Below are 23,019 nucleotides of genomic sequence, written 5' to 3'. Positions count from 1 at the left end.
TCTCCTTTTCTATAGTTTGTTGACGGCTCCCATAATGTCACTCAGATCTTCCAGCGTTAACTCTTCATCACTGAAATCAGCAGCGCTCCATTCACGCTCCTCTTTGCCTGTGCAATGCGCGATGATCTGCTTGAGAAAAGTATGAAAATGCCCCGTCAAAACTTCAATCGTTTCTTTTTGGTACTGAAAACGGTTATACACCACATTCAAGCTGAGACATTCCGATGATACGGAGCCGCTGATATCAAGTGTGTACGGACGTTCCCAGTCTGGGCTGACTTCATTTCCCGCTTTTACGGGAGAAACATCGAAGCCGGTGGAACGGATCTCCCGGTCAAACTGCCCCAAATAGTTAAAACTGATTTCAGGAGAATCAGATTCAGCCTCTTCCCAGAATTTGCTTATATATTTCAGCACCCCGTATCCCGCTCCTTTATGCGGAATGCGGCGCATCATGTCTTTTGTCCGCTTAATGTGATAACCGAGACGCCCGCTGTCATCAGCCTGATCTTGAAAACTTGCATCAACCAATACCGGATAAATTGACGTAAACCAGCCGATGGTTCTGCTGATATCAAGATGCTCCAGGTGCTCTTCCCTTCCGTGGCCTTCCATGCTGATTTTGAATGTCTCGTTTCCGGTCCATCTGTTCAGCGCAAGGCTTAACGCCGCAAGCAATAATTCACCCGTCTCCGTTGTGTACGCTCTGTTTGCCTCCGTTAACAGCTGCTCAGTCTCCTGTTTTGTCAATGTAATGGTCATCACATCTGTATCTTTAAGGAGATTGGAAGAGATGCGGGCATCTTTTGGAAGCGGTTTGACCGCCGCTTCTTCTCTTTCAGACCAGTAATCTGCTTCCTGCAGAAGCCGGCGGCTTTTTGCATAATCAGAAATCTGCTTTGCATAAGTCTGATAGGAATCAGTTTTCGCCGGAAGAACGGCTTCTTTTCCAACAAGCGCCTGCCTGTAGCACGCGGTGAGATCTTCAAATAAAATCCGCCATGACACTCCGTCAATGACAAGGTGATGAATGGAAAGCAGCAGATGATCGCCATCAGCGGCGTGAAATAAACCGACAGCTATGAGCGGACCCGTTTCCAGCCTAATGGAAGTTTGTATGCGGGCGGCCGCCTGTTCAATTGCGGCGTGCTCCTCTTGTAATGACCCTGTCCCTCTCACGTCAAGCGTTTCAAACGTAAAGAGTTCTTCTTCAGAAAGGTTCTCAGCTCTGTTATATTGCATCACCGATCCATTTTGCGTGCCGCATATCATCCGTAATGCGTCATGATGAACCGCCAGATGCGCCAGCGCTTTTCTCATGGCAGATTCATTGATTCTGTCCGCACTGCGGAGCATAACGGTCTGATTAAAATGATCATGCGGCAATGATTGTGACAAGAACCAGTGCTGGATCGGCGTCAACGGCACTTCGCCTGTGACGGGAGCCTGATCAATTACGCGGCGGACTTTCCGGAGCCGCATCGACACCTCTCCCAGTGTCTGATGCTCAAACAGCTCACGGACGGTCGTTTCGTAGCCCTGCTGCTTCAGCCTCGCACATACTTGCAGCGCTTTAATCGAATCTCCGCCGAGATGGAAGAAATGAGCATTGGGGCCAAGGCCTTCAACACCTAAGAGTTCCTCCCAAATGTCAGCCATCATTTCTTCAGTTTCATTCCTCAGGCTGATATCATCTCCGGGGTTTTCGTTTAATTCAGGCTGCGGGAGCGCCTTCTCATCCAGCTTCCCATTCGCCGTCAGAGGCAGTTCATTAAGCTCTGTCAAGCGTGCGGGAATCATATATTCCGGCAAGAAAGCTCTGAGAGAGGCCTGAATCTCTGCTTCTTTTAACTTTTCGTTTCCGTGTAAGACGGCATAGGCGTAAATGGAGTGCTGACCGTGCTGATCAGCACGTGTGATCACGGCGGCCTCTTTCACGAAAGAAAGCTTCTGGAGCGCTGATTTAATTTCTCCCAATTCAATTCTGTGGCCTCTGACTTTTACTTGCGCATCTTTCCGCCCGACATACTCCAGCTCGCCATTTGAGAGCCTTTTGGCGATATCGCCCGTCCGGTAGAGCCGCATACCGGAAACGTGCGGATTCGTGATGAAACGGGAGGCAGTTAAATCATCTCTATTTACGTATCCCCTCGCGACACCCTCTCCGCCGATATAAAGCTCACCGGGAATTCCGATCGGCTGCGGATTCATATAGGCGTCCATGACAAAAGCATGAAGGGTTTCCAGCGGTCTGCCGATATTGCTTTTATTTCTCTCGATATCTTCCATATTCAGTTTTTTGTATGTGACGTGAACCGTGGTTTCTGTAATGCCGTACATGTTCACAAGCTCTGTCTCCGGGTACTTCTCTTTCCAGCTTTTCAGCATGCCGGGCTGAAGCGCTTCTCCGCCGAAAATGACATATCGAAGCTTCAGCTTGTCCGTATGCCCGGCTTCTTCATGAATGAGTCCGGAAAAAGCGGTCGGCGTTTGGTTCAGCACCGTTACGCCTTCACTTAGCAGCAGCTGCCGGTACAAATGCGGATCACGGGCTGTTTCTTTCGGCACGATGACTACTTTTCCGCCGTATAAAAGCGCACCGAATATTTCCCAAACAGAAAAATCAAAGCAATAGGAATGAAACAGCGTCCAGACGTCTGCTGGCCCAAAATCAAACGGCAGCCCTTTATGTGTGATAAGGCTGATGACATTACGGTGTTCCGTCATAACGCCTTTCGGTTTCCCTGTTGTGCCCGATGTGTAAATCACGTAAGCCGGCTGTTGAGGTGTTATCGTTTCTTTCGGACTGTCTGCTGAGACAGATTCAGGCTTATCAATGTATAAAACCGGCAGACCGTCCATTCCGGAAACCCCGAGACCCGATTGCGTCAAAAGAACACGCGCGCCGCTGTCAGTCAGCATAAATGAAATCCGCTCGTCCGGATATTCAGGATCAATCGGCAGATACGCCCCTCCCGCTTTTAAAATACCGAGAATCCCAATCAGCATATCCGGAGATCGTTCAGTCATCATCCCGACAATCTGTCCGGAGCGGATCCCGTTTTCTGAGAGCATATCGGCGATTCGATCCGCCTTTTCATTGAGCTCGCGGTAGGTGAGACGCTCATCGGCCATGACGGCTGCGATTTGATCCGGCGTTTTTTCCGCCTGTGTTTCAAATAAACTGACGATCGTTTCATGCCGCGGATACTCAGCCGTTTGATTATCAGCTTCCAAAAGCATCTGCCGCTCGTTTGTGTCCAGCAAATGAATGTCAGACAGCTTCCGATCGTAATCCGACGCGATTTGTCCTAAAAGCTCTTTAAAATGACCGGCCCACCGTTCGATCGTTTCTTTTTCAAACAATGCGGTACTGTATTCAAAATGAAAATCCAGGGCGCCATCCGGCCGTTCCTCAGCATGTAGCGTCAAGTCGAATTTTGAAATGTCATGCTTCACTGCATGTGCAGAAACGGATAAGCCCGGAAGATTCACTTTGAAATCATCACTGTTTTGCAGAACGAGCATGGCATCAAACAGCGGATTGCGATTGACTTCCCGAGGTGTATCAAGCTTTTGGGCGAGTTCTTCAAACGGGAATTCCTGATGTTCGGCTGCGCCGAGGGCGAGCATTTTCACCTCTTCTAAATAAGCGCGGAATGTCTTATCACTTTCCGGCCTGCTTCTCATGGCCACGGTGTTAACAAACATGCCGATAACCCCTTCAAGCTCAGCGCGGCTTCTGCCTGCCGCAGGTGAACCGACGACAACATCTTCCTGTCCGCTCAATTTAGACAGGAACAGGGAATAGCCGGCCAAAAGAATCATATACAGCGTGGAACCCGTCTCATCCATGAGCCGGCGCAAATTCTCCCCCGTTTCCTTTTGAAGACGCGTTCGAACCGCGGATCCGCTGAAATCAGGAAGCTGAGGGCGCTTTTTATCCAGCGGCAGATCAAGAACGGGAATGTTTTCCCCGAGCGCATCCAGCCAATACCGCTCATGTTTTTTGAACTCTTCAGCGGCAGACCGGTCATGCTGCCAGACGGAAAAATCTTTGTACTGCAGTTTTAACGGCCGCAATTCCTTCCCTCTGTACAAATCCGTCAATTCCTGAATCAGAACGCTCATTGACACACCGTCTGCGATAAGATGATGCATATCGAGCAGCAGAAAATGACGGTCTTCATTGACTTTGGCTAAAGTCACCCTCAAAAGCGGCGCTTTTTCCACGTCAAACGGCTTAACGAAAGTTTCCATCGTCTCATGAAGAAGTGACTCGGACGGCATGTGAAGCTCTGTGAGTTCGAGATCGGCATGTGAATGTATGTGCTGCATCGGCTCCCCGTTTCGTAACACAAATGATGTGCGTAACGCTTCATGCCTTTGCAGCAGCACTGAAAAGGCTTCTTGCAGACGGTTCCGATTGAGCCTGCCGCTCAGTTCCAGACAAGCGGGCATATGATAGCCCGTGCTGTCCGCCGCAAGCTGGTGAAGGGCATAGAGCCTTTTTTGAGCAAAAGATAACGGGTACAAGTCCTTCGTCTTTGCAGGCGTGATTTCCGCATATTCTCCTCTTTTCCTCTGTTCAAGGAAGCGGGCCATGCTCTCAATGGTCGGATGTTCAAAGACATGGCGGACGGCAAGTTCAATTTGCAGCCGTTTATGTATGTTTGAAACAAGTGATGCGGCTTTCAGCGACTGTCCGCCGATTTGGAAGAAATCATCTCTCATACTGATGCGGTCCCGTTTCAGCACATCTTGCCAAATAGACAGCAGCTCAGTCTCAAGCATTGTGCGGGGCGCTTGATAATCACCGGTTCTCTCAGCTTCTTCCGGTTCAGGAAGCGCGGCCCTATCAAGTTTTCCGCTCGCAGACAGCGGCATTTCCGTCAGTTTGGTAAAGCTTCCCGGTATCATATAAGCAGGTAATGTCCCCGCCAATTCGGCGTGCGGATCAAATGTCACACCCGCGTTTTGCAGTACGACATAAGCTGCAAGCTCCTGTTCTCCGTCCGCCGTTTTGCGAACGGTAACTGCCGCCTCTTTTACCCCGGACAGACTTCTGAGTGCCGTTTCGATTTCTCCTAATTCGATTCTGTAGCCTCTGACTTTCACCTGATCATCAAAACGCCCCATATATTCAATCGTTCCGTCCGGTAAAAAGCGGGCTGCATCCCCCGTTCTGTACAGCCGTTCACCTTCACGAAACGGATGAGGGGTAAAGGCTTTGTCCGTCAGCTCTTTTTGCTGAAAATATCCGTGTGCAAGACCTTTTCCTGAAATACACAGTTCACCGACGGCTCCGACCGGCTGCAGCTGGACACCGTGCATGATATAGACGGATGTATTGGCGATCGGGCGTCCGATCGTAATCCGGCTGCTTTTTTGCAGATTGCGCAGGATCGTCGCTGCCACACTGTTCTCCGTCGGGCCGTATTCATTCAGCAGCTCGGCATTCGGGCATATATTCCGGCTCGCTTCCACGATATCAGGGGTTGCCGCTTCCCCGGCAAATGTCACCGCCCGAAGCGTCTGTGCATCTTTTTTTGTCAGAGAGTCAAGCAGGACGCGATACAGAGACGGGACGATCAGAAGATGGCTTACCCCGTGGCGGGCGATTTTCTGTTTCATTGAAAGAACGTCTTTTGCATCGTCTTCATCAGTCAACAGTACACAAGCGCCGGACAGCAGCGGAGTGAAAAGACTTGTCAAAGAGCCGTCAAATACGTATGAAAAAAGATGAAGCGCTATGTCGCCTTCTGTCATGCCGTATTCTTCACGCCGCCATTGCAATGTATTGCTGATCGCTTTGTGTTGTACAAGCACACCTTTCGGACGGCCTGTCGTTCCCGAGGTGTAAATGACATACGCCCAATTTCCGCTGCCGGACACCGGCGGAAGCGGCCCGGTGTGCCGGGAAACCGTTTCCTCCAAGATGACGACGTTTCCCTTGAAATGAGGCGGAATGAGAGGAAGCAGGTCTTTTTCAGTCACGAGCAGTGAAGCTTCACTGTCTCTCAGCAAAAATGAGATCCGTTCAGGCGGATATTCCGCATCAATCGGCATATAAGCGCTGCCCGATTTCCAAATTCCGAGCAGAGCGGCGACCGTATTCATCGATCGGCGCAGCATAACAGCGGTAATCTGATCGGGACGGGCGCCTTTTTCCCTTAACGCATGCGCAATCTGATTCGCCCGCTGATTTAATTTCTTATAGCTCCAGCTTATCCCGTTATATCTCAACGCTTCCTGGTCGGGCGTTTTGGCAGCCTGTTCTTCAAAAAGCCCGTGAACGGTTGTCTCAGGATACGGACGGCTTGTGTCGTTAAACGAATGAATCAAGGCCTCTTCCTCCGGCGGCACGAGACTGATGCTTGATAAGAGCCTGTCCGGATCCTCTGTTACACAGGAGATGACCTCAAGAATATGCCCTTTGATCCGTTTCATGTCCTCCCGATCATAAATGTCAGCATTGTAGCTGAATTTCACATAAAACTCTTCCCCCGGAACGATGACGACGTTGAGATCATAGTTCGTTTCTTCCGCCATCGAAAAGTTTTCAAGAGAGAGCGCATGGCTTTCAGTCTGCTGCCAGCCGTTTACCGCAGCCTGCATCTGAACCGGATAATTTTCAAAGACAAGGATATGGTTCAAGAGATCTTTTTGCAGACCGCTCTCGTTTTGAATGTCATAAAGCGGATAATAGCTATGCTCTTCCGCTGCGAGTGAATCTTTTTGCACTGCTTTAACAAGCGATGCAAAAGTCATATCCTTAGCTGCGCGCACCCTCACCGGAACGGTATTGATAAACAGCCCGGCCATGGATTCAATGCCGCTGATAGCTGACGGCCTGCCGGAAACAACCGAACCGAAGACCGCATCTTCAGTCCCGTTGTAACGATGGAGAAGCAGGCCCCAAATGCCCGTAAATATAGTATTCAGCGTGACCCCGATGCCCCGGGCTATGTCTGTCAGTTTTTGTACGGTTTCAGGCTCAAGGGAAAATTGAAAATGCTCAGATGTATAACCGTTTTGCGCCGGTTTATTCTTCGTTTGCGGAACAGAAACGGTTTCTCCGTAATCTTTCAAATAGCCGGACCAGAACGCTGACGTTTCTTCTTTATTCCGGCTTCGTAGCCATTTGATATAAGTGCTGTAAGGATTCGGACTGCCGAGGTTTACAGGCCGCCCGTTCCGGATCGAATAATACATGCTGAAGAAATCTTTCAGCACAATGCCCAGGCTCCAGCCGTCCATCATAATGTGATGGTGAGTCCAAACGCATGTATGGCGGTTTTTTCCCGTATGAAAAAGAGCAAGGCGCATTAAGGGGCCTTTTTGCAGATCAAACCCCTTATGCCGGTCGTTTTCCTTAAATTCGTCAATGATGCTTTGCTGCTGTTCTTCCGAATAATCTGAAATGTCTTCAGTCCGTACGGCAGTGTCACGGCGCGAAAGGACTACCTGCTGCGGCCCTTCAAGGTCAGGTACTTCTTTTATGAAAATTGTTCTGAAAATATCATAGCGGCTGACAAGCATATCAAGGCTTTTTTGAAATGTATCAACGCATAAATCTCCGCTGACCGTAAATGAAATCTGCTCGACATATGCGTTTGATCCGGAATCCAGAAGCGAATGAAACAGCATGCCTTCCTGCATATATGATAAAGGGTAAATATCTTGAATTTCTGTCGCTTGTGTCACGAATGCCACACACCTTTTTATGAAATTAAAGTCCTTTTACGAGATCTTCAATGCTTGATAGTGCTTGAGCGGTCAATTCCTTATGGCTGTAATCAGTCAATGTTTTTTCCCGCTCTTTCTTGCCAGAACAGTGGGCGATGATGTCCTCAAGACGAGTTTGGAAACGATTCATGAAAGACTCGACTGCCCCCGGTGCAAATACGCCGGTATAAACGGCTTTTACCTCCAGACGTCCGTCCGCCGTCATCGCGTTAATATCCAGGTCAAACTCGCGGATGCGCCCGGCCGCTATATCATGCTGCGGCTTAAATGGCGACATCTTCAGTCCTCCCTCAAGACCGTCAAACGCACCGAGATAGTTAAAGCTTATTTCTGGGTCTTTATAAAGAATGTTTCGCGAATATCTCAGCAGCCCGTAGCCGGTTCCGTAATGAGGAACCCGTCTCATCATGTCTTTTACTGTCTTTATACGGTGAGCGGTTTTTTCGCCTGAGCCGTCCGGCACTCTCATATCTAAGAGCACGGGATAAACAGATGTAAACCAGCCTGCCGTTCTCGAAATATCAATGTCAGGCATATGTCCCTGGCGTCCGTGTCCTTCAGTGCTGATAAGCATCCGTTCAGAACCCGTCCACTCATGAAGCGCCATTCCAAGCGCCGTTAAAAGCAATTCATGAACATCCGTGCCGTATGCCTGCTGTGTTTCTAAAAGCAGCTGTTTTGTGAGCTCCCTGCTTAATATCCACGATGCCGTGCGCGCGTTTTCCTGCATCCGTCCGGCATTTCCATCATTTATTTTCGGCAGCGGCGCTGTTTCAAAAGACATCACACTGTCCCAGTACGCGGCTTCTTCAAGCAGCGCTTTGCTTTTGGATATGTCAAAAAGTTGTTCGGCATATGTGATATAAGAATCGCTTTTCGGCGGCAGTTTGATTTGTCGGCCTTCTAATGCCTGCTGATAAGCTGTCTGCAGATCTTCAAGCAATATTCTCCACGACACGCCGTCCGTGATAAGGTGATGAATCGTGATCAGCAGATGGTCGGCTTCTTTCAGCCGGAACACTCCGAGATGAAACAGAGGCCCTTGATCAAGGCGCATGGCCTGCTGTATTTCTTTTTCCTCGGCGGCTATCCGTTTTTCCGGCTGTGTTTCTTCTGAAAGATCTATGACGTTAAGTGTAAAGATTTCTTCATGCTGCTCTGTGATTCCGCGGTTATATTGAACAACTTCCCCATGCTCATTTTCAGTGAATGTCATTCGCAGCGCATCGTGATGTTCTGTCAGCGAGCGAACCGCCTGAGACAAAGCATTTATTTGGAATCTCTCTTCACTGCACAGCATGACTGATTGGTTATAATGAAGATCAAAAGCACCCGGTTCCTCAAAAAATCTCTTCTGGATCGGTGTCAGCGGTGCGCTTCCTTCTATCGGCCCCTGATCAGCCATTGCAACAGCCGGCGTGAGGTGCTTCGCGAGTTCTGCAATCGTCGGGAACTGAAACAAATCGCGGATCGACATGTTCCAGCCTTCTCCCGCGAGTCGGGCTGACACTTGAAGCGCCTTAATGGAATCTCCCCCAAGCTCAAAGAAAGAGTGATGAATGCCTGCTTTCTGAATATGAAGCACATCTTCCCAAATTCGGCATAACAACGCCTGTTTTTCATCGCCGGGCGCGACAAATGCCTGTGATGAATGTATCTCTTCTGCCGGCAGAGCCGATTTATCAAGCTTGCCGTTCAGTGTCAGGGGCATGCTGTCTAAACCGATAATATGAGACGGCATCATATAAGCAGGGAGCTCCTGCATGAGAAACTCGCGAAGTGATGAGATGTCAGCTGTTTTAGGTACGATGTACGCCGCTAATCTGCCCTGTCCTTCGGCATCTTTCATCACGGTAACAGCCGCTTCTTTGACTTGATCGTGTTTCAAAAGCACACTTTCAATTTCTCCCGTCTCAATTCTGTATCCTCTGATTTTTACCTGCTTATCAATCCGCCCTTGAAAACGAAGAGTGCCATCCGGCAGCCAGCAGGCTTGATCTCCGGTTCTGTAAAGTATTTCTCCCGTTTGTAACGGGTCGCTGAATGCGCCCTTTGTCAGCTCCGGCTGTCCCCAATATCCTTTGGCGACGCCGGTGCCTCCGATATACAGCTCTCCGAAAACGCCGATTGGCTGAACCTGTTTGTCTTTGTTTAAGACGTACATTTGCACATTCGGAAGCGGAACACCGATCGGCACATCATCTTCCCGCGGCTTTTCGCTCATTTTGGCTTCATAATACGAAGAATCAATTGTCGCTTCTGTTACACCGTAGCTGTTTATGATCCGCATGTCTTCTCCGAAACGCTTATGAAGCGTATAAAAATCTTTCGCTTTGATCATATCTGAGCCCAGTACCAGTACTTTTACACTTTGCAGTGCTAGGTTCCGGCGATATATATATTCCATAAACGGAACAATCAGCGCGGGTGTCGACTCCATAAATGTGATACGGTGCTGATCAATGAGCTGATAAAGCTGTTTCGGCTCAAGCCGGACGTCATCCGGACAAATAACAAGCGTCCCTCCATTTAGCAAGGCGCGGGCAAGATCTCCTGAAAAAACATCAAATGAGAAACTCGCCATCTGCAGCACCTTGACCGGTATACGGTCAAGCTCATAAATGCTGCGCCATGCAAGTGCTGCATGGGTAAAGCTGCGATTTCTGACTTCGACTCCCTTCGGCGTTCCCGTCGTTCCCGAAGTATATATGATATAAGCAGTATCATCCGGAGACACTGATGAATGAATATTCTCCGCACAAATATCGTATTGATCTTCATGATCAAGCTGAATGAGCAACAAATTGTGATCCGCGAGCTGTGAAGCAAGCTCTTTGTATTCAGACTGCACCAACAAGACGGATGCCGCGCTGTCCTTTAATAAATAGCGAATCCGTTCCTTAGGATAATGTGAATCAATGGGGATATACGCCCCTCCCGATTTCATGACGGCAAGAACACTGACGATCGCTTCAATCGAACGATTTGCCAATATAGCTGCTCTTTTTCCCGGACCGAATCCATTTTTGTGTAATGTTCGTGCAAGCCGATTTGCCCGCTCATTAAGCTGCGAATAGCTGATCTGTTGTGTTCCTTCAATGACGGCCGTCTGATGAGGCGTTTCTGCTGCTTTCGCTTCAAATAGCTGATGGAACAGTTTGTTTTTTTCCGAGAACTCGGTTTGTGTATTATTAAATTCAGTCAGTATCTTTTGCTTTTCCTCTTCTGTCAACATATCAGCTTTTGAGAGTGTGACTTCCGGTTCGGCGGCAACATGGCGCAAGAGATTCAATAAGTGGCCCATCCAGCGTTCAATCGTTTCTTTCATAAAAAGCTCGGTGCTGAATTCCATCTCAAAGCGGATGTTTCCGTCGGATTCAGCCGCTGATAAGGTCAGGTCAAAACTTGATACATCATGTTCGGTATGCTCTGATCGTGATGCCTTCAGCCCGGCCAGATTTATCTCCTCTCGCTCCATATTCTGAAGAATAAACATCGCATCAAACAGCGGATTGCGGCTCATGTCCCGCTGCACGCCGAGCCGTTCCACAAGCTCTTCAAACGGGTAGTCCTGATGTTCATACGCTTCAAGCGCCGCCTGGCGGACTTCCGCCAAGTAATCGGTAAACCGTTTGTCTCCTTTCGGCTCCGTTCTGATGGCGAGTGTGTTGACGAACATGCCGAGAATCGGTTCAAGGTCTTTATGCGGGCGCCCGGCAATCGGCGACCCGACGATGATGTCTTCCTGTCCGCTCAACCGCGCGAGCAGCGTATTGTACGCGGCGAGAAGCACCATATACAAAGTGGAGCCGTGATCGCGGGCGATGCGGTGAAGACCGGATGCCGTTTCAGCATCAAGCGTGCACGAGACGTTCCCACCCGCAAAGCTTCTGACGGCCGGGCGGGGCTTGTCAGCCGGAAGCTCAAGCACCGGAAGCTCACCTTCAAGCCGCTTCAGCCAGTAGGTTTCCTGCTTCTGATATCCTTCCTTTTCCTGAAATGCCCGCTGCCAGACGGCATAGTCTTTATATTGAAGACGCATCGGCGCAAGCGAGCGGCCGGCATACAGCTCGCCGAATTCTTTAATCAAGGTGTTGACGGACACACCGTCGGAAATAATGTGATGCATATCCGTTAATAAAAGATGGCGTTCGTCCGATTCTTTCACGAGGGCCGCGCGGAAGAGGGGCGCTTCCTCCAGACAAAACGGCCGGACGAATGCGTCAGCTGAATCGGCCTCATCCAGCTGAAACATCACGCTGTCATGGATGCGCTGCATCGGTTCGCCGTCATGCCCCGTTTCAAAGGACGTTCTAAGCGACTCATGCCGCTCGACAAGCTGCCGGAACGTCTCCTCCAGCCGGCCGCGGTCAAGCGGGCCCGTCAGTTCCAGCACTGCCGGCATATTGTAGCCGACACCGCCGTCTTCAAGCTGCTGGAGCACATACATCCGTTTCTGCGCTGAAGACACCGGATAAGTATCCTGTGTTTTCGCCGGCTGAATCGCTTCATACGGGCTCTCTTCGAGGTCCTGAATGACCGAAGCGAGCTCTTCCACCGTCGGCCGGGCGAAGATGTCCTGTAACGGCACCTGAACGCCGAACTCCTTGGCGATGCGGGAGACGAGAGCCGTCGCTTTTAACGAATGGCCGCCCCGCTCAAAAAAGTGATCCCGGATGCCGACGGGGCCGTTTTTCAGCACCTCTTCCCAAAGGGCGCAAAGCTTCATTTCCGTGACGTTCCGCGGTGCGGTGTACGCCTGTCTGCCTGCCGCTCCGTCAGGAGCCGGCAGCGCGCGGCGGTCAAGCTTTCCGCTCGGTGTGACCGGCCACTCGCTCATCTCAATAAACTGAGCCGGCATCATGTAGGCCGGAAGGCGTGTCGCAAGCTCCGCCCGCACGTCATCGCTTTCCCGTCCTTCGATATAGGCGTAAAGCGCGGTCTCGCCGTTTTTGGTCCGGGCAGTGACCGCCGCCTCACGAATGCCGTCAATGCGCCGGATCGCCGCTTCGATTTCCCCCGGTTCAATCCGGTAGCCGCGGACTTTTACCTGTCCGTCTGACCGGCCGAGCCATTCGACTAGCCCGTCTTCTGTCCAGCGTGCGATATCGCCCGTCTGATACATGCGCTCTCCCGGATAAAACGGATCATCGAGAAAACGTTCCGCCGTCAGTTCAGGCCGGTTCAAATAGCCCCGGGCCACCCCTGTCCCCGCGATGTACAGCTCTCCGATACATCCCGGCGGGAGAAGCCGTTTCTTTTGATTTAAAACATACAGCCGCATGTTATGTCCTGGAATGCCGATCGGAACATTATGAAATTCACTTCCTCGCCGTAAATCAAAGTACGAGGCTTCCACAGTCGCTTCTGTCGGTCCGTAGGAATTTGTCAATTCCGTTTTCGGCAGAAGGTCATAAAAACGGGAAACCAGGTGCGGGCCCAATTGTTCCCCGCCGGCAAAAACCCTTTTTAAGCTGGTCTTTTTGACGGACTGTTTTCTGGAATTTATATATTCCAAGAAAGCATGAAGCATGGAAGGCACAAAATGGGCCGCCGTTATGCGGTTATTCTCCAGTGCGTTCAGTATTATTTCAGGGTCTTTCTCGCCGCCTTGCGGAAGAAGGAAAACAGAAGCTCCCGCGATCGGCCACCAAAACAGCTCCCAAATCGAAGCATCGAAAGAGTATGATGTTTTATGCAAAATGATGTCAGAATCACTTAATCTATAACGCGTTTGCAGCGAGTATAAAAAGTTTACAGCTGACTGATGTTCAACCTGCACGCCTTTTGGGCGTCCGGTAGAACCGGATGTGTAGATAATATAAGCCAATGAATCGGGTTTTACGGGAACATTCGGGTTGGCCGCGGCTTCCGGGTTTCCTGTTTGCCCGCTTTTCAGCGATATGATCTCTCCGTCAAAAAGATCTGCGGCCGAAAGTTCCGGTTCCGCAAGTAAGAATCTTACGCCGCTGTCTTTCAGTAAAAAGCGAATCCGCTCTTTCGGGTAATCGGGATCAATCGGCAGATATGCACCGCCTGCTTTTAAGATGGCGTAAATGCCGATCAGCATGTCAGGAGAACGCCGGCCCATGATGGCGGTTTTATCCTCCAGCCTTATCCCCCGCTTTATCAGCTGGTGCGCAAGCTCATTTGCCCTTTCGTTCAGCTCTTGATACGTAATCGAAATGTCGTCAGTTAAAATTGCCGGACGGTCCGGCGTTTTCTCCGCCCGCTGTTCCAGCAGAGCATGAAGAGGCTGCTCAAGCGGAAACGCTGTTTTCTGCAAGGGGCTGAAATCGTGAAGCAGGGACATTTCTTCTTTTTCTGATAAGACAGAAATATCGTCTAATTCCAATCCTGGATCAGCCGCGGCGTTTTCGGCAAGTGTTGCAAAAAATCCCGCCCATTTTTGAATCGTTTTTCTCTCAAACAAATCGGTACTGTATTCAAACTGGCAGTACAATTCCCCAGCATTTTCCGAGATGTACAGTGACATATCAAATTTAGAAATCGGCAGGCTGATGTCTGCCGGCTGCAGTTCAAGCCCGTCTGCTCTAAGCTTTTGCTGTTCCATGTTCTGCAGCGCAAATGTTGTATCGAACAGCGGATTTCGGGACATATCCCGCGGCACACCGAGCTTATCGACGAGTTCCTCCAACGGATAATCCTGATGTTCGTAGGCCTCAAGCGCTGTTTGGCGAATCTCCTGTAAATAATCTTTAAATGTCTTGCTTCCTGCGGGGCGCGTCCTGACTGCAAGCGTATTGACAAACATGCCCAGAACGCTATCAAGATCGGCATGAGGCCTTCCCGCAATCGGAGACCCGACAATCATATCTTCCTGTCCGCTTAAACGGGCTAACAGAACGGTGTACACACCGAGCAGCGTCATATACAGTGTGCATTTGTTTTCTTTCGCCAGCTTTTTCAACTGTGCTGTATGTTTTTCGCTGATGACAAATGACACCCGGTCACCGGAAAAGCTCCGCACCGGCGGACGCGGCTTATCAGCCGGCAATTCAAGTACGGGAAGCACCCCGGCAAGACGGTTCAGCCAGTACTCCTCTTGTTTTTTGTATGCGGCGCCGGCCATGAATGATTGCTGCCAAACGGCATAATCTTTGTATTGAATCCGTAACGGAGGCAGACTTCTCCCAGCATACAGTTCACTGAATTCACGTATCAAAAGATTGACGGATACGCCGTCTGAAATAATATGATGCATGTCAGCTAAAAGCAGGTGCCGGTCTTTTTCAATTTGGACAAATCCGGCCCGGAAAAGAGGTGCTTTGCCGAGGTCAAACGGCCGGATAAACGCTTCAGCTGATTGTTCTTGTGTAAATGCAAACGGAACCTCGTCATGAATCCTCTGCACCGGCCGTCCGTCTTTTTCTTCAAAGGACGTTCTTAGCGGTTCATGCCGCCGGATCAGTTCCTTGAACACGGCTTCTATCCTGTTTGGGTCAAACGGCCCCTTCACCTCTAAAACGGCTGGAATGTTATAGCTGACTCCTCCATTTTCAAGCTGGTGAAGGACGTACATCCGTTTTTGGGCGGATGAGACAGGATAGGTTTCTTTCGTTTCTGTTTTTTCTATAGATGCGAACGGATTCTCTTCTGCTTCGCTGATGATATTGGCGAGTTCTTCTACGGTCGGATGGCTGAAGACATCGCTCAGCGGAATTTGCACGCTGCACTCTTTGGCTATTTTTGCCACAAGCGCCGTCGCCTTTAATGAATGGCCGCCAAGCTCGAAAAAGTGATCGTGAACACCGATCGGGCCGCTCTGAAGCACTTCTTCCCATATCCGGGTCAGTTTCAGCTCCGTCACATTCCGGGGAGCCGTGTATTGACGGCCTGCGGCGTACCCCGAAGCTTCCGGAAGGGCACGCTGGTCGACTTTTCCGTTTGCAGTGAGCGGAATCGTGTCAACAAAAGCCCATTTAACCGGAATCATATAATCAGGCAGCTCTTTCGCCAAATCGCTCCGCAGCTGAGAAGGATCAGTTGCTTGTGAGACGCTGCAGTAGGCGCATAATTCATTTTCGCCCGACTCATTCGTTTGAATCAGCACGGCAGCTTCTTTCACGGCATGATGATTTGCCAGAACGGTTTCAATTTCTTTCGGTTCAATCCGGTACCCTCTGATCTTCACTTGATCATCTGTCCGGCCGATGTATTCAATTTGGCCGTCCGCACGCAGTCTTGCCAAATCTCCGGTACGGTACATGACGGCACCCTTTCTGAACGGATCCGGCAAAAATTTCTCTTCGGTCAGCGCCGGATTGTTCACATAGCCTCTTCCTGTATTCGCTCCGGAAATATACAATTCTCCAGCAATTCCGAGAGGCTGAAGCTGTCTGTTTTTGCTGAAAATATACATCTTGTTATGATGGATCGGTTTCCCGATCGGCGGATGTTCAGGTATGTCATCTCCCGGAGAAATCGTATACGTTGAAACGACATGGGTTTCTGACGGCCCGTAATGATTATGCAAATGCATACCGTGTAAACGGAGCGTCTGCCTGAACAACCGCGAGACGGTCAGCTGCTCTCCGGCCGTAATGACATGCTTCACACAGCGGGGAAAAGACTGTGCATAATCGTCTTCATTGAAAAGCATTTTGACAAAGGCAGTTGGGAAAAATACCACTTCCGCTTTATGCTGATCGATAAACGAATACAGCTGAGAAACATCTCGTTTGATTGATTCCGGCACGATACAAAGAGTGCCGCCGCTCAAGAGTACTGAAAATAACTCCTGGTAGCAGACGTCAAATGCCACAGATGCGTACTGCAGCACATTTGTGCAAAAATCAATGTCTGTGTTCGTCAATTGGTCAGAAAGCAGGTTGGCCATATTTTTATGTTCGAGCAGCACACCCTTCGGTTTCCCTGTCGTTCCGGATGTATAAATCATATAAAGCAGATCGTCCGCTGTATTAATGGATTGCACATTGCTTCCGTCCGCTTCTGTCCCGGCTTCTTCTATATATGTAACTTGCAGCGTTTGTTCCGAGGGAACTGTCTGATGCCGCTCTGTTACAACATGGACGCAGCCGCTGTTTTCAATGATATAGCGGATACGCTCCTTTGGACTGCCGGGATCTATCGGGACAAAGGCGCCGCCCGCTTTTAAAATACCGAGAACGGCCGCCGCTAAAGAAGAGGAACGGCCGAGCATGACGCCTACCGGCTCCCCCCGCTTTAACCCGCGTTTTTGCAGAAGGCGGGCCAGCTTATTAGCCGATTCGTTCAGCTCTTTGTACGTCACTGACTCGCCTTCATACTTGATCGCGATTTGATCCGGCGTTTGTGCGGCCTGCCGTTCAAACATCGCATGAATTGTGTCATATTCAGGCTTTTCAGTTTCTTCAGAAATTGGAGCAAGCAGCTGCTCTTTTTCCTCAGGAGTTATGATTACAAGGTTATCCGGCGTGATATCAGGTTTGTCGAGAATCTGGGAAACAATATGTGTCAAATGACCTTTGATATTTTCGATAAATTGGCGGTCATACACGCTTGAATCGTATCTCATTTTCAAATGAATCTCGTCACCCGGCGCCACCATAAGATAAAAACTGTAATTGGTTTCGTCTTCCATGCTGAAATCATGGATGTGGAAAAGATCTTTCGTATCCCCCTCGCTGTTCAGCACGTCAAGCTCCTGTTCAACCGGATAATTCTCAAAGACGAGAATATGGTCAATTAAGCCTTGTTTTACTTGTGATTTCGCTTGTATGTCATAAAGCGGATGGTAGCTGTACGCCTGCCCTTTCAAAACGTCCTTTTGCACGTTTTTGATCAGTTTTTGAAACGGGATGTCCGCTCCGCTGATCCGGACAGGGACGGTGTTAATGAACAGGCCGATCATTCGCTCGATGCCTTCAATTTCAGACGGCCTTCCGGAGATGACAGAACCAAAAACCGCATCCTCTGTCTGATTGTACGCCTGGAGCAAAATGCCCCAGAGCGTGTGGAAAATGGTGCTCAGTGTGACCTCTTCTTTCACGGCCAGCTCTTTCAGCTTGGCTGTGTCCCCTTTTGAAAAGGAAAACGTCACTTCCTCCTGTCTGCTGCCGCCGGCTTTTTTCTGTTTCGGCAGAACAGTCTGCTGTTCAAAGCCTTCAAGATATCGCTCCCAGTACGAAGCGGCTTTTTCTTTATCTTGCTCCATCAGCCACTTGATATAGGTCCCGTACGGCACAGCGGGCTCAAGCGTTAACGGTGTTCGGCGGAGCCGCGAGGCGTATATCTGGAAGAACTCTTTCAGCACGATTCCGAGACACCAGCCATCCATAATGATGTGATGGAAACTCCATATGCACGTGTATTCACGTTCTCCGGTTTGCAGCAGCGTCACCCGCATCAGCATGTCCTTTTGCAGATGAAATCCTTTCTCACGGTCTCTTCGTTTGGCTTCTTCGATATATTTTGTTTGATCAGCCTTATTTAAATTGGTGAGGTTTTCTTCGATGATGCTGACGTTCCGCTCTTTTAATACGACCTGCTGCGGAACGGACACGTTCTGGCTGATAAAGATCGTTCTGAAAATATCATGTCTTCCGAAAAGAACATGGACGCTCTCTTCAAACACGCGGGTGTCAACCTTCCCCGTGATTGAAAAGGAGGCCTGTTCGGCGTAAGCCTGTGATTCCTTTTGCAGGAGGGAATGAAAAAGCATTCCTTCCTGCATATAAGACAGCGGATAAATATCCTGAATTGCATTCTTTTTTGTCATGTTATGATCTCCCTGTCGCCTTTTTCTACAGTTCCTCGACAAAACTCGCTATGCTGTCCAAATCATCAGATGTTAACGTTTTGCTGCTAAAATCACTAACGGTTTTTTCTGATTCTTCTTTGCCGGTGCAGTGCGCCATAATATCACGCAAATATTGTTGTAAGGTTTGCAGCAGCTGTTCCATCGTTTCTTTGCGAAAGCGGCTCGGCGGATAGCTCAAACTGAAGTGAAGCTTGTGCTGTGCAGCCATCGCGCTCATTTCCACCGCTTGTTCCCGTTGCCATGTCGGCGTAATGTCGTGCCCGCTCGCAAGACCGGATAAACTGAACGTTTGCTGATCTTCTGTATCATTGAATTGCCCTAAATAGTTAAAGCTGATTTCAGGCGCTTGTCCGAACCGAATTGTTTTTTGCTCAGGCGGTGTCATATATTTTAAAATGCCGTAGCCTATTCCTTTATCCGGTATTCTTCCGAGTGTGTCTTTTACTGTTTTTACCGCCGTCCCAAGTTCTGAACCGGCTGTATTCAAGTCAATGAGCACCGGATACATGGAAGTAAACCAGCCTACGGTACGGCTGATGTCAAGCTCCGGCATGATATGCTCTCTTCCGTGCCCTTCCATCGCGATGCGGATTCTGCCTCCTGTCCAGTCCCGTAAAGCCAAGGCTGCGGCAGTCAGAAGAATATCCTGCGTATCGGTATGGTAGGCCCGGTTGACCTGCTGCAGCAAAACGGATGTTTCTTCTTCTGAAAGCGTAAAGCTTACCGTTTGCCGAATACTGTCGGCTCCCGTCTGATGGAGCGGTTTTTCATAAGGAAGTGAGGAGGCGGTTTCTTCTTCAGTAAAACGCCAATAGTCTTCTTCACGCATCAGCTTGCTGCTTTTTGCGTATTCTGAAAGCCTTTCTGCGTACTGCTTAAAGGAATCAGTCTTTGGCGGAAGCTGAACCGGCTGACCTTTTACGGCTTGAGTGTAAGCGGCTGATAAATCCTCCAGCAAAATACGCCATGACACTCCGTCAACTGCCAAGTGATGGATGGTAATGAATAAATAATCCCCAGACCGGGTTTTGAACCAGCCGGCTTTTAATAATGGCCCTTTTTCAATATCCATCCGCTGTTGGAGTGCTGCCACTTCAGTTTCTATTTCTCTTTCCCATGAATCCGTTTCAGACAGATCCCATGTATCCAAGCTGTACAGTTCATCCTTTTGGATGCCTTGATTGATTTGTCTGAGACTTCCGTTTTCTGCACTGACGGTGATCCGGAGTGCATCATGATGAATGACGAGATGCTGCAACGCTTCTTTGAGCGGCTGTTTACGCAAAGCGTCCGAGCTGAACATCATGACGGACTGATTGAAATGATTTCTGTTTTCCATCCGCTGTGATAAAAACCAGTGCTGAACGGGGGTCCAAGGAATATCCCCTTCAACCGGCCGCTGATCGATGACTCTTTCCGCTTTCCGGATAAGAGGCGCGAGTTCCTTTATGGTCGGATGGCGGAACAAGTCACTTGCCGCCATTTTCCACCCATAGCGTCCGAGCCGTGCGGAAACTTGCAGCGCTTTGATTGAATCGCCGCCCAATTCAAAAAATGAGTCTTCAATTCCGACTTGCTTTGCGCCGAGCACTTCCTGCCAGATCACGGAAAGCTGTTCTTCAAGCTCAGTGCGGGGAGCTGTGTATACGGTTTGAAGCGCGAGCTCCGGTTCGGGCAGATTTTTCCGATCCAATTTACCGTTCGGCGTAAGCGGCAGCCTCTCAAGCTTCATCATATAGGACGGAACCATGTAATTCGGCAGGCGCTGAGAAAGTAAAGAACGCACTGTTTCTATGTTCATGTCCGCCTGCAGGCTCATGTATGCGATCAGTTCTTTATTGCCGGACTGTCCGGTTCTGACTGACACTGCGGCTTCTTTCACGCCGTCCAAGCTCCTCAGAGCGGCTTCAATTTCTCCCAGCTCCACCCGATAACCGCGGATTTTCACTTGATCATCCATTCGGCCCGCATACTCGATCGTTCCGTCCGGCAGCCAGCGGGCTAAATCTCCGGTGCGGTACATTCGTTCTCCAGGAACAAATGGATTAGGGACAAATTTTTCTTCCGTCAGCTCAGGACGTCCGAAATATCCTCTCGCCACACCGTCCCCGCCCGTGCATAATTCGCCGATGACACCGATCGGCTGGGGTGTTCCCCTGCCGTTTATAATATACGCGGTTGAATTTCCGACAGGGCGCCCGATCGGGATCGAATGATCGTATGATTGTTCAATCAAAAAGCATGTCGAGAACGTTGTATTTTCCGTCGGCCCGTATCCATTCCATACTGCAAGATGCGGCAGTGCTCCCCGAACCCGGTTGACATGGCTTGGGGACAGTGCTTCTCCGCCGATAATCAATCGTGATAATCCCGAAAACACATGTTCATTTTGTTCAGATAAATGGTTAAACAGAGACGATGTAAGCCAAAGTGTCGTTATACCGTTTTGCTGTATAAATGTTTCCAAAACATCAGAATCGAGATAGGTTTCCTGGTCACTTACATATAAAGAAGCGCCGTTTAAAAGCGGGCCGAATATCTCAAATGTCGTGACGTCAAATCCTAATGATGAAGTAAACAACAGTCTGTCTTTCGGCGTGAAATCAATATAATTGCTATTTTTCACAAGGCGGATCACGCTTCGCTGTTCAACCATGACGCCTTTTGGCGCACCCGTTGACCCGGACGTATAAATCATGTAGGCCAATGATTCGGGTCCGCCGAGCGGTTCGGGATTAACTGCACTCAATCCAGCCTGTGTTTGAATATCCTCTATGAATAAACGTTTTCCTGAAAGCGGCAGACCGTCAACTTTATCAGATTGAAGGAGAATATCAGCTTTGCAGTCTTTAAGCATCCATTCAGCCCGTTCCCGCGGCACATCGTCAGCGATAGGCAAGTAGGCGCCCCCCGCTTTTAATATTCCGAGAATGCCGGAAACAAGCTCTGTTGTGCGGCCGGTTAATATTGCGACCACACTTTCCGGACCGGCGCCATTTGATCGGAGCGCCGCAGCAATTCTGTTAGCCCGTTCGTTCAGCTCTCTGTATGTCAAGATTTGCCCGTGATGCACAACTGCCTGGGCATCAGGTGTTTCTTCCGCCTGCCGCTCAAATAAACGGCTGATGGTTTCGTGTTTGGGATAATCGCTTTTCGTCTGATTAAATTGATAAATGACGCGATTTGTTTCAGCATCATCCAGCACGTGAATGTCACCAAGCGGTATTGTTTGGTCTTCAATCACTTTCGTAAGAATACGGGTAAAATAAGAAAGCCATTTTTCGATTGTCTGTTTTTGATAGATATCTGCATTGAATTCAAAATCAAAGCTGATGGTGCCGTCAGACCCTTCTGCCGCATAAAGCGTGGCATCAAATTTTGCTGTTTTATGGCCGGTATCCGCAGCTTGAGTCAAATGCAGCTCATTTAAAACCAAGGATTCACGCTCCATATTCTGGAGCACAAACATCACGTCAAACAGCGGATTGCGGCTTGTGTCCCGCTGCACGCCGAGCCGTTCCACAAGCTCTTCAAACGGATAGTCCTGATGCTCATACGCCTCAAGCGCCGCCTGGCGGACTTCCGCCAAATAATCGGTAAACCGTTTGTCTCCCTTCGGCTCCGTTCTGATGGCGAGCGTGTTGACGAACATTCCGAGAATCGGTTCAAGGTCTTTGTGCGGGCGCCCGGCAATCGGCGAGCCGACGATGATATCTTCCTGTCCGCTCAATCGCGCGAGCAGCGTATTGTACGCGGCGAGAAGCACCATATACAAAGTGGAGCCGTGATCGCGAGCGATGCGGTGAAGGCCGGATGCCGTTTCAGCATCAAGCGTGCACGAGACGTTCCCACCCGCAAAGCTTCTGACAGCCGGACGAGGCTTGTCAGCCGGAAGCTCAAGCACCGGAAGCTCACCTTCAAGCCGCTTCAGCCAGTAGGTTTCCTGCTTCTGGTATCCTTCCTTCTCCTGAAACGACCGCTGCCAGACGGCATAGTCTTTATATTGAAGGCGCATCGGCGCAAGCGAGCGCCCTGCGTACAGCTCGCCGAATTCTTTAATCAAGGTGTTGACGGACACACCGTCGGAAATAATATGATGCATATCCGTTAATAAAAGATGGCGTTTGTCCGATTCTTTCACGAGGGCCGCCCGGAAGAGCGGCGCTTCCTCCAGACAAAACGGCCGGACGAATGCGTCAGCTGACTCGGCTTCATCCAGCTGAAACGGCACGCTGTCATGGATGCGCTGCACCGGTTCACCGTCATGTCCCGTTTCAAAGGACGTTCTGAGCGACTCGTGCCGCTCGACAAGCTGCCGGAACGTCTCCTCCAGCCGGCCGCGGTCAAGCCGGCCCGTCAGTTCCAGCACAGCCGGCATATTGTAGCCGACACCGCCGTCTTCAAGCTGCTGGAGCACATACATCCGTTTCTGCGCTGAAGACACCGGATAAGTGTCCTGTGTTTTCGCCGGCTGAATCGCTTCATAC

At 49.9% G+C, this 23,019-nt stretch carries 3 protein-coding genes; all 3 read right to left on the bottom strand.

All coding sequences use genetic code 11. The annotated features are described in order from the left end of the window. Positions 1-9: 9 nt before the first annotated feature. Complete coding sequence (locus ACH32G_RS00015; RefSeq protein WP_448813855.1) at positions 10-7,707, bottom strand: amino acid adenylation domain-containing protein; 7,698 nt, start codon at positions 7,705-7,707, stop codon at positions 10-12. A 25-nt stretch (positions 7,708-7,732) separates the two neighbouring features. After that, the gene (locus tag ACH32G_RS00010; protein ID WP_448813854.1) at positions 7,733-18,490 is read right to left on the bottom strand and encodes an amino acid adenylation domain-containing protein; all 10,758 of its coding nucleotides are present in this window, start codon (positions 18,488-18,490) and stop codon (positions 7,733-7,735) included. A 25-nt stretch (positions 18,491-18,515) separates the two neighbouring features. Continuing rightward, on the bottom strand, positions 18,516-23,019 hold a 4,504-nt coding region (locus tag ACH32G_RS00005), incomplete at its 5' end, for an amino acid adenylation domain-containing protein (RefSeq protein WP_448813853.1).

This window comes from Bacillus sp. CIS52 (genome assembly GCF_053545315.1).
This window is presented reverse-complemented; position numbering and strand designations above follow the sequence as displayed.